Origin of the sequence: Trinickia sp., assembly GCF_036503415.1 — a bacterium.
In the GTDB taxonomy this organism is placed as follows: Bacteria; Pseudomonadota; Gammaproteobacteria; order Burkholderiales; family Burkholderiaceae; genus Trinickia.
In genome coordinates this window covers 17,352-29,748 of sequence record NZ_DASXWY010000100.1, presented here as the reverse complement: position 1 = coordinate 29,748, position 12,397 = coordinate 17,352, and the positions used below count along the sequence as shown (strand labels likewise).

General features: G+C 65.3%; 11 protein-coding genes. All 11 read right to left on the bottom strand.

Annotated elements, in window-relative coordinates:
* Window positions 1-3 precede the first annotated feature (3 nt).
* Window positions 4-927 (bottom strand): hydroxymethylglutaryl-CoA lyase, encoded by a 924-nt coding sequence (locus tag VGL01_RS13575; RefSeq protein ID WP_331570095.1) that lies wholly within the window; start codon window positions 925-927, stop codon window positions 4-6.
* A gap of 58 nt (window positions 928-985) precedes the next feature.
* Window positions 986-1,966, bottom strand: coding sequence for a glyoxylate/hydroxypyruvate reductase A (locus tag VGL01_RS13570; RefSeq protein WP_331570093.1), 981 nt, complete (start codon window positions 1,964-1,966; stop codon window positions 986-988).
* Window positions 1,967-2,166: 200 nt separating this feature from the next.
* On the bottom strand, window positions 2,167-3,198 hold the full coding sequence (gene bioB, locus VGL01_RS13565) for a biotin synthase BioB (protein ID WP_331570091.1): 1,032 nt from the start codon (window positions 3,196-3,198) through the stop codon (window positions 2,167-2,169).
* Between the two features lie 4 nt (window positions 3,199-3,202).
* Entirely contained in the window at window positions 3,203-3,970 is a 768-nt protein-coding gene (gene bioD, locus VGL01_RS13560; protein ID WP_331570089.1) for a dethiobiotin synthase, read from the bottom strand.
* Window positions 3,967-5,154 (bottom strand): 8-amino-7-oxononanoate synthase, encoded by a 1,188-nt coding sequence (gene bioF, locus VGL01_RS13555; protein ID WP_331570211.1) that lies wholly within the window; start codon window positions 5,152-5,154, stop codon window positions 3,967-3,969. Before bioF ends, bioD begins: the two co-directional genes overlap by 4 nt.
* Window positions 5,154-6,536, bottom strand: coding sequence for an adenosylmethionine--8-amino-7-oxononanoate transaminase (gene bioA / locus VGL01_RS13550; RefSeq protein WP_331570087.1), 1,383 nt, complete (start codon window positions 6,534-6,536; stop codon window positions 5,154-5,156). The genes bioF and bioA overlap by 1 nt, the downstream gene beginning before the upstream one ends.
* A gap of 369 nt (window positions 6,537-6,905) precedes the next feature.
* Window positions 6,906-8,219 carry a dienelactone hydrolase family protein gene (locus tag VGL01_RS13545; RefSeq protein WP_331570085.1) on the bottom strand — a complete coding sequence of 438 codons (1,314 nt, stop codon included), beginning with the start codon at window positions 8,217-8,219 and terminating at the stop codon, window positions 6,906-6,908.
* A gap of 512 nt (window positions 8,220-8,731) precedes the next feature.
* Complete coding sequence (locus tag VGL01_RS13540) at window positions 8,732-9,826, bottom strand: patatin-like phospholipase family protein (RefSeq protein WP_331570083.1); 1,095 nt, start codon at window positions 9,824-9,826, stop codon at window positions 8,732-8,734.
* A gap of 120 nt (window positions 9,827-9,946) precedes the next feature.
* Window positions 9,947-10,396: a YchJ family protein gene (locus VGL01_RS13535; RefSeq protein WP_331570081.1), complete on the bottom strand. Its 450-nt coding sequence runs from the start codon at window positions 10,394-10,396 to the stop codon at window positions 9,947-9,949.
* A 63-nt stretch (window positions 10,397-10,459) separates the two neighbouring features.
* Window positions 10,460-11,590, bottom strand: coding sequence for an acyl-CoA dehydrogenase family protein (locus tag VGL01_RS13530; protein ID WP_331570079.1), 1,131 nt, complete (start codon window positions 11,588-11,590; stop codon window positions 10,460-10,462).
* Window positions 11,591-11,671: 81 nt separating this feature from the next.
* Window positions 11,672-12,352: an SDR family oxidoreductase gene (locus VGL01_RS13525; protein ID WP_331570077.1), complete on the bottom strand. Its 681-nt coding sequence runs from the start codon at window positions 12,350-12,352 to the stop codon at window positions 11,672-11,674.
* Window positions 12,353-12,397 lie beyond the last annotated feature (45 nt).

Genomic DNA, 12,397 nt, shown 5'->3' with positions numbered 1-12,397 from the left:
GCCTTACTCCGATTCCTGTTGGCTTTCCCTTTTCGCTAGCAGCGCGCGGCCCGCACGCGACACATTGGCTCTGCCGATCGAACTCGAGATGAACTCACCGGCGGCCACTACGCGATCGAGATCGATCCCGGTTTCGATGCCGAGACCGTTCATCAGGTAAAGCACGTCTTCCGTTGCAACATTGCCGGTCGCGCCCTTGGCGTAGGGGCATCCACCCAGACCCGCCACCGACGCGTGGAAGATCTCGATGCCTTCGAGCAGCGCCGCGTAAATGTTGGCGAGCGCTTGCCCATAGGTATCGTGGAAGTGGCCCGAGAGCTTCTCGCGCGCGAAAACCTTCGTCACGGCCGACAACACTTCGCGGGTCAGCTTCGGCGTACCCACGCCTATCGTATCGGCGATGTCTATTTCGTCGCAGCCGAGATCGGCCATGCGCTGTACGACGTCCACCACGGCCGGCACCGGCACTTCGCCCTGATAGGGACAGCCGAGCGCGCACGAGATGCTGCCGCGCAGCCGCAGCCCGTTATTTTGTGCGGCACGTGCAACGGGCTCGAAGCGCGAGATGCTTTCCGCGATGCTGCAGTTGATATTGCGCTGCGAGAACGCCTCGCTCGCCGCGCCGAAGATGACGACCTCGTCCGCCCGTGCGGCAAGCGCACTCTCGAAACCCCGCAAATTCGGCGTCAGCGCCGAATAGAGCGTACCGGTGCGGCGCGCAATGCCTGCCATCACCTCGGCGCCGTCGGCCATTTGCGGCACCCACTTCGGCGAAACGAACGAGGCCGACTCGATGTTCGCAAACCCCGCCTCCGACAACCGGTCGATGAGATCGATCTTCACCGCGGTCGGCACGAACGCTTTCTCGTTTTGCAGCCCGTCACGCGGGCCGACTTCGACAATCTTCACTGCGCGCGGCAATGACATGGGATGTCTCCGGATTCAATTCGTTCAGGAATGCTCACAATCGACAGGATACGCAACGTTAATAACCGCGCGCTACATCGACGATACCGCTCACGGCTGCGCCGCGGGAAAGCGCGGCGATCTTGGCGGCAATCTGCTGCGCGGCGGGCTCCCGAAGCGTTTGCGCGGAAATATGCGGCGTAATCGTCACGCGCGGTTCGCGCCAGAAGCGGTGGCCCGCCGGCAACGGCTCTTCTCTGAAGACGTCGAGCGTCGCGGCGGCGATCCGACCCTCGTGCAAGGCGTCGAGCAGGTCTTCCTCGACGACATGTGCGCCACGCGCGAGATTCACGAGATAAGCGCCACGCGCGAGACGCCCGAACGTGCGCCGGTTCAGAACGCCTTCGGTTTCGGGCGTGCTCGGCAGGAGATTGACGACCACCCGGGCGCCCTCGAGACATGCGTCGAGCGCGGCGGCGCCCGGCGCGACGGCGCCCGGCGCAGCGTCGCTCGCGAACGTTTCGATTCCGTCGAGCGTCTTCAGGCTGCGGCTATAGCCGCGCACCGGCAGGCCGAACGACGCCAACGTGCGCGCGACTTGCGTGCCGAGCACGCCCAGCCCGAGCACGGCTACGACGAACGTCTCGCGCGGATGCGGATCGAGCACTTGCCAGTGCGGCTCGCCGCTGCGCTGCATGAGTTCGTATTCGTCGAAGCGGCGCAGGTAGCGCAAAACGGCGTACGCCGCGTATTCGTTCATCTGCGCGGCCATGCCGGTGTCTTCGAGGCGAATCAGCGGCACGTCCGGAGAAAGCATGCCCGGCGCTTCCCGCTCGAAACGCAGGATCGCATCGACACCCGCTCCGAGATTGAAGACCGCTTTGAGCCCCTCGCGCGCGGTGAACAGCTCGCGCGGTGGGCGCCAGACGATCGCGTAGTCGGCGTAGGCCGTATCGCCGGGGCGCCAGACGCGAATGTCGGCGTCGGGCAGGACGCGCGCGAGCGACGCGCGCCATGCATCGGCGTCGCCCGTTTCGGGCGCGAAAAAGAGAACTTTCATGCGGACTCGGCGGATGGCTTGGCGCGCGTGTTGCGCGCCGAATGGCTCGAAGCTGAGTATTTTACGTGCTTGCGTCGCGTGTCGACATCGGCCGCCCGATGCACTACCTCGCGGCGGAAGCAACCGAGGCTGGTCCGTCGAGCCAGTTCAGGGTGATCCGCCTGGAGGATAGGGTACAAGGGGCCTAACAACCGCTCCTATCAGTCGGTGCCCGGCATGGCGCCCGCGCCCTGGGCACGCATCCCCAATCGCTCGAGCAGCTTGCGATCGCTCTCGGCTTGCGGATTGCCCGTCGTCAACAGCACATCGCCGTAGAAGATCGAATTCGCCCCGGCCAGAAATGCGAGCGCTTGCAGCCCATCGTTCATCTGCTGCCGGCCTGCCGAGAGGCGCACCATCGCACGCGGCATCGTGATGCGGGCCACGGCGATCGTGCGGATGAATTCGAACGGATCGAGCGGTTCGACTGCCTCGAGCGGCGTGCCTTCAACGGCGACCAGATGATTGATCGGCACCGACTCCGGATAAGGGTCCAGATTCGCGAGCTGCGCGATGAGCCCCGCACGTTCGCGGCGCGACTCGCCCATGCCGATGATGCCGCCACAGCAAACGTTGATGCCTGCGTCGCGCACCCGATCGAGCGTCTGAAGCCGGTCCTCGTAGGTGCGTGTCGAAATGATCTGTCCGTAGAACTCGGGCGACGTGTCGAGATTGTGGTTGTAGTAGTCGAGGCCCGCTTCGCCCAATGCCTTCGCCTGATGCGCTTCGAGCATGCCGAGCGTCATGCAGGTCTCGAGCCCCATCGCCTTGACGCCTCGGATCATCTGCTCGATCGGCTCCATATGGCGCTCTTTGGGATTGCGCCACGCCGCCCCCATGCAAAAACGTGTAGCACCGTTTTCCTTCGCAGTCCGGGCGGCGGCGAGGACGGCATCGACATCCATGAGCTTTTCCGCCTTGAGGCCGGTCTCGTAATGGGCAGACTGCGAGCAGTATTTGCAATCCTCTTCGCAGCCCCCGGTCTTGATCGAGAGCAGCGTCGAAAGCTGCACTTCGTTGGCGTCGAAATGCTCGCGATGCACCTGTTGCGCGCGGTAGAGCAGATCGTTGAACGGCAGCGCATAAAGCGCGACCACATCGGCCACGCGCCAGCGCGATGCGGCGGCACTTCCGGGTTCGGTGGCGGATGTCGAGGCCGGAGCGGCAGGGGCGGCAGTCTGTGCTGATGTCATGTCGTCAGTCCTGATCGGGATGCAATGAATGCTGGGAGGTCGACGCCCGCGCCGTGCGCAGGGCGAGCAGCAACGATGAAACGTCGAGCCGCTCGGCGGCGCGCTCGGGGGAGGCGGGTGTGAGCCAGGGCACCGTGCCGATGAGCGGCGCGCCATGCTCGCGCATGAGCCAGCCGCGCAGCGTATCGATGTTCTCGTCGATGAAGCGCATGTCGGGATCGACGACGTTCGCGATCCATCCGACGAGCGTCAAGCCGCGTTGCGCAATGGCTTGCGCCGTGAGCAGCGCATGGTTGATGCAGCCCAGCCGCACGCCCACGACGAGCACGACGGGCAAGCCGAGCGCGACGGCAAGGTCTGCCGTATCGCGCGTATCGGTGAGCGGTACGCGAAAACCGCCGACGCCTTCGACGACGACGATATCGGCACGCCGTATCGCTTCGCGATGGCAGGCGACGATCTGCTCGATATCGAGTGCGACACCTTCATGCGCCGCGACGATGTGCGGGGCGGCCGGCGCCTTGAGCAGGAACGGCGTGCGCAGTTCGGGCGGCAGCGGTGCATTCGCAGCCGCGTCGAGTGCATCGGCATCTTCGTTATGCCACACGCCGTCGCGCTCGAACGCGCCCGCGGCGAGCGGCTTCATCGCGGCCGCACGCAGCCCCGCGCGAGCGAACCCATGCAGCAACGCGCATGAAGCGAATGTTTTGCCGATTTCGGTGTCCGTGCCCGTCACGAAAATGGACAACGCGCTCGAGAGCGATGCGCTCATGCGTTGCCTCCCGCTTCTATGCGCGACAGTGCGTTTTCGAGCCGCGCAAGGTCGTCGAACGAATGCCCGGCCGAAAGCGATATGCGCAGCCGCGACGTGCCGACGGGGACCGTCGGCGGCCGAATCGCGGGTACCCACAAGCCTTCGGCATCGAAGCGGGCGGCGAGCGCGAGCGTCGTTTCGTTATCGCCGATGACGAGCGGCTGAATGGCCGTGTGCGAATCGACGGGCTGCCAATGCGAGGCGCGCAACATCGCGCGCGTGCGTTCGATCAATGCCCGCAGATGCGCGCGCCGGGTCTCGCCTTCGTCGCCGCGAATCAGCTCCAGGCTCGCCGATACCGCGTGCGCGACGGCAGGCGGTGACGCCGTCGTGAAGATATAGGCGCGCGCGCGTTGCACGAGCCACTCGATGACGGTCTCGTGTGCGATTACCGCGGCCCCCGCGACGCCCGCGGCTTTGCCGAAGGTGCAGATGTAGACGAGATGCGGGGAGCGCAACGCGAGCTCAGCGACGACGCCGCGCCCTTGCGGCCCGAGCACGCCGAAGCCATGCGCATCGTCGACGACGAGCCACGCGCCGTGACGCTCGGCCAGCGCCAGCAGCGTGGCCAGCGGCGCGACGTTGCCGTCCATGCTGAATACGCCGTCGGTCACGATGAGTTTGACGCCCGCATCCGATGCGTCGAGCATCGCCGCGAGCGCATCCGTATCGGCGTGCGGGTAGATCTGGACGTCGGCACGTGAGAGGCGCGCGCCATCGATCAACGAGGCATGATTGAGCGCATCCGAATAGAGCGTCGTACCGCGTCCCGCGAGCGCGGTCAGGGTCGCGACGTTCGCCATGTAGCCGGTGCAAAAGCTCAGCGCGCGTGGCGCATCGACAAAGCCGCCGCAGAACGCCGCGAGTGTCTGTTCGAGTTGCGCGTGAGCGCGCGAGTGGCCGCCCAGCAAATGTGAACCGCCGCTGCCCGCGCCGTATCGTTCGGCGCCCTCCGCGACGGCGGCGGCGAGGGCCGGATGAGCGGCCAGGCCGAGATAGTCGTTGCTGGCAAAGCCGACGATCTCACGACCATCCACGCGCATATGTGCGGCACAGGCCGTCTCGGCAATGCGCCGATGCCGTCTCAGTCCGCGCGAATCGAGTTCGGCGAGACCCTCGCGCAGCGTATCGAGCAAGTACATCATGGCCCCCGATATTCGATCGTCGCCTCGAACGTCTCGCGCGTGCGGGCCGCGGCCAACGCAATCGTTTCGTCGTCGAGAACGTAGGGCGGCATCAGATAGACGGTCGTACCGATCGGCCGCAGCAGCAGCTCGCGCTCGAGCGCGGCTTCGAAAAAGCGCCGCGAGAACGTGCGCGCTGCGTCCGGCTCGAGCATGGCATCGAATGCGACGATCGTTCCGCAGCGGCGCATGTTGCGCACGGCGGGGTGCCGGGCGAGCGGCGCCAGTGCTTCGAAAAGAAGCGACGATTTGCGCTCGTTTTCGGCCAGCACGTTCGCGTGCTCGAGAAGATCGAGCGTTGCCAGCGCCGCACGGCAGGCGAGTGGGTTGCCGGTATAGGAATGCGAGTGCAAAAAGCCCCGCGCGGTATCGTCGTCGTAAAACGCCTCGAAGACGGTATCGCGGGAAAGCACGATCGACAGCGGCAAATAGCCGCCCGTGATGCCCTTCGACAGACAGAGGAAGTCGGGCCAGATATGCGCCTGCTCGCACGCGAAGAAGGTGCCGGTGCGTGCGCATCCGACCGCGATCTCGTCGGCGATCAGATGCACGCCATAGCGTTCGGTCAGCTCGCGCAAGCCGCTTACGTAGGATGGATCGTGCATGGCCATGCCCGCCGCGCACTGCACGAGCGGCTCCACGATCACCGCGGCGATCTGCTGCGCACGCGATTCGAGGAGTCGGCGGACGTCGTCGAGTGCGCGGGCCGCGACATCGGCTGCCTGCTCGCCTGCTTTCGCAGCGCGCGCATCGGGCGACGCGACCACGTGCGCGCGCCGGATCAGCGGATCGTAAGCGTCCTTGAACAGCGCCACATCGGTTACGCCGAGTGCGCCGATCGTTTCGCCGTGATAGCCGTTGGCGACGCAGACGAATTCGCGCTTGCCGTCCTGCCCCCGATTGCGCCAGTAGTGAAAACTCATCTTCAACGCGATCTCGACGGCCGATGCGCCGTCCGATGCAAAAAACGCGTGACCGAGCGTGCCTTGCGTCAGTGCGCGAAGCCGCTCGGCAAGCTCGACGGCCGGCGTATGCGTACAGCCGGCGAGCATCGCGTGCTCGAGCGTATCGAGCTGGGCTTTCAGCGCCGCATTGATCTGCGGATTCGCGTGGCCGAAGAGATTCACCCACCACGAACTGATCGCATCGAGATAACGCCGCCCCGCATGGTCGTAGAGCCACGGGCCTTGGCCGCGCGAGACGGCGACGAGCGGCATGCGCTCGTGGTGCTTCATCTGCGTACACGGATGCCAGACGGCCTGCACACTGCGCGTGACCCAATCGTCGCGCGCGATGCGTTTCGTGTCGTTATTCGTCCCGATGTTCGCGTCTCTATCCAATCGCTACTCCGAATGTTCAGGCGTGCCTTGGCGCTCTTCGTGCGCGATGCGGCTGCATTAAAACGGCCACATGTATCGCACTTCGTGGGCGAGGCAGCAATCGCGGATCGCAAAAACGGACGTGAGAGTAACGCGTTCCTGGAGCCGATGCACGCGTGAAATCGGATGGCGAAGACGGGCAAGATCGCACCTGTTCGATACAGCTCGGGACGCTTCACATCAGAAACCGTGCGTTGCCCACCGTTGACGACGGCAAAGTGACCTCACGCCCCAAAAAAAACCTATCGAAAGACCCGGATTCGAGCGCCAAAACGCAGCGGGGGACGTGCCTTTGCACGTCCCCCGCTGCGGATCGAACCCGGAATGGGATCAGCGGCTCGCGAGCGAACCTGCGGCGATAGCCTCGGTGTCCGCCGAAGCCTCGTGATCGCCTGCGTCGTTGCGCGTCGATGCGGTTCGCGTGCCGTCCTGCCAGACGACTTCGCTGTTGACCGCATAGAGGCTGCAGGCGGCGCCGTGGTTCTCGCGGCGACAATTGTTCAGCGCAACGGCAACGGGATCGTCGCCGCCTTCGGCCCACGACCACGCGCCGGAGGACGAGATCGCGAAAGCCCGGCTCGGGAACTGACGGAGGAACTTGCTGTAGGCGGCGCGGCCGGCGGCGTCGACATAAGGCACGGCGTTGATCGAATCGACGGCAGCATAACCCGTCGCCTGCGGCAGGGGCGGATTGTCGACGCGGTACTGCATGCGCGTCGGCATGCCGATGCGCGCGAGAAACGCATCGACGGCCGGCCACCAGACCTGCACGCCGTCGCGATCGACGACGAGCCGGTGCGCATCGTTCTTGTACGAGCCGAAGTCGACCATGCGGGCATGTGCGCCATGTTCGACATATGCTGCGTACATCCGGGAGACGAGATCGGAGGGCCAGATCGAGTCGTTGTCGCCGTAAAGCCACAGCGACGGCAGCCGCTCATGTTGGCCATAGGCCTCGAACGCGTGGGTCAGATTGTCCTTCCAGCCCTCGCAGGCGTCTTGGCGCAGCCCGCCCGAGAAATTGATGAGGCCGCGCACGCCTGGCGCGGTAGCTGTGGCGCCATAGGCAATCGTCGCGAGTCCGCCGTGCGAGGTGCCGGCCACGACGATGTGGGCCGCGTCGACATACGATTGCTTCGACATATAGGCGATCGTCGCAGCGACGTCGTCGGCTTGCGCCATGCCGTTTTTCTCGACGTCGCAGCCTTCTTGCCGATAAGTGCCGCCCGAACCGGCGAAGCCTTCACGATTGGGGGCGACGACCACGTAGCCGCGGCGTACGAACTCCCGGGCGAAGGCGAGCGGACGGCTGCGCGCCTGCGCGTGCGGATCGCCCGGCATCTTGCCGTGATTGAAAACGACCGTCGGGAACGGGCCCGGGCCGTCGGGCTTGAAGATTGTCGCCTCGAGTGTGATCGAGCCCACAGTATCGACGGGGATGCGTACGATACGCTCGTTCAAGTCGGAAGCAACGTGAGGCAGGCCCGTGTCGCCGAACTCGAGCCGCGTGACGCTCGGTGCGGAAAGGGGGCCCGGTTCGTTCGAGGCGAGCACGGCATTTTGCGCCGTCGCGCCCGAACCCGCTTGGGCGCTCGCCCAGGCGCACACGCACAATCCACCTACCAATACTTTTTTCCAACTCATGCGTGTGCCCGCTCTGAAATCAAATGCATGCCGACGACGGGTCTTCGTCCCGAGGACTGCTTACTGCCGACCCGGATCAGTATCCGTGTTCGCGTTGCTGAGCTTTTGCCGGAAAAGAGGCGGGCAAAGGCTGCAATTCGCCCATTCGGTGCGCGGCGCAGCTGGGCATCGTTGGCGTAGGAACACGGGAGCACGACGCGTATCCGTCATGCCGGCGAGCTAGATAGGTCTGCTATCCATCGCCGCACACGACATCGACCGGCCAAACCCGGCCGGCGACGACCCGCAAAAGAAGAATCGTCTGAGTGATACGCGACATGCGCGATGCTCATCCTAGCTGGACAAAATGCGCGCGCAAATGGAGGACAACCCCAGTTTGCTCGCGCAAACGTTTGGGCATTGGCGCAGCGATGCGGAGTCAGCGGACGCTTAATTGGCGGTATTTTCGAGCGATGCTCACTATTTAGGAATCCGAATAGTCTGCGAGCGGCAGACACGGACGGGTGAACTGCTCAGGCAACGGCCCGCTGCGCAGGCAGCCGCGCCATCAGGCCGAGGATGTCGCCATCGCGTGCGAGCGCCGCGCGCATCGCACGCTTGCCGTTTTTCCAGTGTGCTTCGACCTGGCGATGCGAAAAGTCGAAGGTCTTGTAATAGTCCTGGCACGGCTTGTCGTCGTAGACCACATCGAGAACGCTCAGCGATGGCTTTTGCAGCGTCGCGCGTGCGTCGTCGTAGGCAGACGTTTGCCGGCACGCGTCGGGCACGGTGTCGAGGAGTGCGGCGAGCGACGCCCTTGTTTGCTCCATCGCGTCCAGCATGGCCCGCGTGGGTTGCGTCCGGGCCGTGTATTGGAGGTCCTGCATGACGGACGCAATCCCGGTCGAATCGACGGGCACGGTGCCGGGTGCCCGCCAGAGATCGAGCGCAATGGCGAGCGTCGGAGCTTGCGGCCAATCCAGAAGCAAACACTCGAGCGGCGTATTCGAGATCAGGCCGGCATCCCAATAGTGCATGCCGTCGATTTCGATGGGGGCAAATCCGGGCGGTAATGCGCAACTGGCCAGGACGTGCTCGGCCGTGAGCCGCGTACGCCGGTTATCGAAATAGACGCATCGGCCGCTGCGCACTTCCACCACCCCGAGCGACAAGCGCATCGAGCGCGCATCGTTGATGCGGTCGAAATCGGCGAACCGTTCGAGCGTGTCGCGCAGCGGCGAGACGTCGTACCAGCTCTCGAATTCCGAGCCGTAATAGCGCTGCATGAAGGTCGGCACAGGCTTGGGCCGAAAAAAGCCCGCGCGGCCCCGCACGAAAGTGCTCCATGCCCGCAGCGCGGGCGGGTAGGGCAGCGCGGGCTGGCTGATCGTCTCCCAGAACGCGCGCAGTCGCTCGAGCCGGCGCTCGGGGGGATTGCCGGCGAGAATGGTGGCGTTCAGGGCGCCGCTCGAAATGCCGACGGCCCATGCCGGTTCGATGCCAGCGGCTTGAAGCGTTTCGTACGCGCCGCACTGAAAGCTGGCCAGTGCGCCGCCGCCTTGCAGCAGCAGCGCGATCTGAGTGGGCGCGAGCGCGGGCGCATCGGAGCGTTGAGCGGATCGGGGCATGAGGCGTGACCGTTTCGGATTCTGGGCTTGTCACTGTGCCCGAGCGGCCGACGCGCCGGAGCGCGAAAATTCGCCGATTTGCCCTTGCGAGGCCGCAGCTGGCAGCGCTTGCACCGAGAGTCAGCGCTCGCTCACATCCCCATCGACATAGCGCCATCGGCCGTCGTCCGAGCGCGTGAAACGGCTGAGCTCGTGCAGCCGATGGCCGCGCCCGCCCTGCTTGAACCGCGCGACGAATTCGACGCATTCGTGAGCCGAATCGAGCACCTCGTGGCGTTTGATCTGCAGCCCCAGCCAGTTGGGCGCGTCGGGCGCCGCGGAATCGACATCGAGATCGCGCGGGCAGGTGGCCGGATCCCACGTTGCGCGCAGATACGCCGTATCGCCGAGTACATAGGCCGTATAGCGCGAGCGCATCAGTTCGAGCGCGTTGGGCGCGTGGGCGGCACCGCTCAGATAGCGGCCGCAGCACTGCGCGAAAAGCGGGGCTTTGGCTGTCGACGCGCGGCCCGGCGCGGCGCCGCCGCACGGACAGACAGTCGCCGTAGCTTCGATTCGATCAGCCTTCATCGGATAGACGAGTTACGGGCCAAGCGCGGCGCGCAGAAGGCGCCGCGCGGCCGAGCGGAGTACTCAAGCGAGCCCTCGCGCGATCAGGATTTTCTGAATGTCGCTCGTACCTTCGTAGATCTGGCAAACCCGCACATCGCGATAGATGCGCTCCACCGGAAAATCGGTGACGTACCCGTAGCCGCCGAAACTCTGGAGCGCGGCCGAGCAGATCCGTTCAGCCGCTTCCGACGCAAAGAGTTTCGCCATGGCCGCTTCGGTCAGACACGGCAGTCCCGCGTCCTTCAGCGAGGCGGCATGCCAGACGAGCTGACGCGCGGCTTCGAGTTGCGTGGCCATTTCGGCGAAGCGGAACTGCACGGCCTGATGATCGAAGGTTCGTTGCCCGAAGCTTTCGCGCTCGCGGGCATAGGCCAACGCTGCGTCGAATGCCGCGCGCGCCATTCCCACGCTTTGCGCCGCGATGCCGATGCGCCCGCCCTCGAGCCCCGATAGCGCGATCCGGTAGCCTTCGCCTTCGGCGCCGATGAGGTTGGCGGCGGGAATGCGGCAGTTCTCGAAGACGATCTGGGCCGTGTCCGACGAGTGCTGGCCGAGCTTGTCCTCGAGCCGCGCAACGATGTAGCCGGGCGTCGCCGTCGGCACGATGAACGCGCTGATGCCTCGCTTGCCCGCTGCCTTGTCGGTCACCGCCAGCACGATGGCCACGTCGCCTTCCTTGCCGCTCGTGATGAACTGCTTCACACCATCGATGACGTAGCTGTCGCCATCGCGTCGCGCGCTCGTGCGCAATGCCGACGCATCCGAGCCCGCCTGCGGCTCCGTCAGGCAAAACGCGCCGAGCATCTCGCCACGCGCGAGCGGGGCAAGCCAGTCGCGCTTTTGCGCGTCGTTTCCATAGGTCAGCAAGATGCTGCACACGGGGCAGTTATTGACGGAGATCGCGGTCGACGTCCCGCCGTCGCCTGCCGCGATCTCTTCCAGAATCAGGGCCAGCGCGAGTGCGTCGAGCCCCGCGCCGCCGTGTTCGGGGGGCACCATGACGCCGTACGCGCCGAGTTCGGCGAGCTGGCGATGCACGTCTTTCGGAAAGGTGCGGTCGCGATCCCAGGCTGCCGCATGCGGCAGGATCGCATCGCGCACGAACGTGCGCACCGCATCGCGGATCATCGTGTGATCCTGATCGAGCACCATTGAATCTGTCTCCTCATCGATAAGGTCCGACTCGCCTCTGTCGTCGGGCATGTCGGTGCGCGGCATCTGTCCGCGCGAGTCTCACCAGTCGATCGTCGTGCCGTCGTACTGCACGAAGTGTCCGTTGAATGCTGTGCGCGCGCCAGCCGCTTGCGCGATCACGTTGCGCATGCCGGCCACGCTCGATGCGGGATCGAGCGCGGCTTGCGCACCGCCCATGTCCGTTCGCACCCAGCCGGGATGGAGTGCGATGCAGCTCGCGTGACGCGTTTGCAGCGCGGCGATGCGTACCGCGCAATTGAGCGCCGCCTTGCTCGTGCGATAAAGCCAGCCGGTCGTGCCCGTTGCCTCGCCGATGCTGCCCATGCGGCTCGACAGCACGGCCAGGACCCCTTCGACGGATTCGACGAGCGGCAATAGCACGGGTATCAGCAGCATGGGGCCGCGCACGTTCGTCGTCATGACGTAGTCGAAGTCTTCGACCGAAAACGCTTCGACGCCTTCCGTCTGCGGTCCGTAGACGCCGGCTGCGATGACGGCGACATGCAAACGCTCGCCCGCGAGTCTGTCCGCGAAGGCGGCGATTTCGTCGGGCTCCGTCGTGTCGAGCGAAACCGCTTCCGCGCCGAGCGTCCTTTCGAGCGCTTCGAGCGACCCGTTATCGCGCGCCGTGGCGATGACGCGCCAGCCTGCCTCGCGGTATTGACGGACGAACTCATGGCCGATGCCGCGCGATGCGCCTACGATCAATGCTGTTCTCATGTCATTCGTCCCTCGGAAAGCGCCGCCGCGGACCGTTACGACCCT

Excerpts from the sequence above, each read along its gene's own strand:
- VGL01_RS13540 (WP_331570083.1), bottom strand. The coding sequence starts at position 9,826 with ATGCCCCGATCCGCTCAACGCTCCGATGCGCCCGCGCTCGCGCCCACT.
- VGL01_RS13525 (WP_331570077.1), bottom strand. The coding sequence starts at position 12,352 with ATGAGAACAGCATTGATCGTAGGCGCATCGCGCGGCATCGGCCATGAG.
- bioD (WP_331570089.1), bottom strand. The coding sequence starts at position 3,970 with ATGAGCGCATCGCTCTCGAGCGCGTTGTCCATTTTCGTGACGGGCACG.
- VGL01_RS13535 (WP_331570081.1), bottom strand. The coding sequence starts at position 10,396 with ATGAAGGCTGATCGAATCGAAGCTACGGCGACTGTCTGTCCGTGCGGC.
- bioF (WP_331570211.1), bottom strand. The coding sequence starts at position 5,154 with ATGTACTTGCTCGATACGCTGCGCGAGGGTCTCGCCGAACTCGATTCG.
- VGL01_RS13545 (WP_331570085.1), bottom strand. The coding sequence starts at position 8,219 with ATGAGTTGGAAAAAAGTATTGGTAGGTGGATTGTGCGTGTGCGCCTGG.
- VGL01_RS13570 (WP_331570093.1), bottom strand. The coding sequence starts at position 1,966 with ATGAAAGTTCTCTTTTTCGCGCCCGAAACGGGCGACGCCGATGCATGG.
- VGL01_RS13530 (WP_331570079.1), bottom strand. The coding sequence starts at position 11,590 with ATGGTGCTCGATCAGGATCACACGATGATCCGCGATGCGGTGCGCACG.
- bioB (WP_331570091.1), bottom strand. The coding sequence starts at position 3,198 with ATGACATCAGCACAGACTGCCGCCCCTGCCGCTCCGGCCTCGACATCC.
- VGL01_RS13575 (WP_331570095.1), bottom strand. The coding sequence starts at position 927 with ATGTCATTGCCGCGCGCAGTGAAGATTGTCGAAGTCGGCCCGCGTGAC.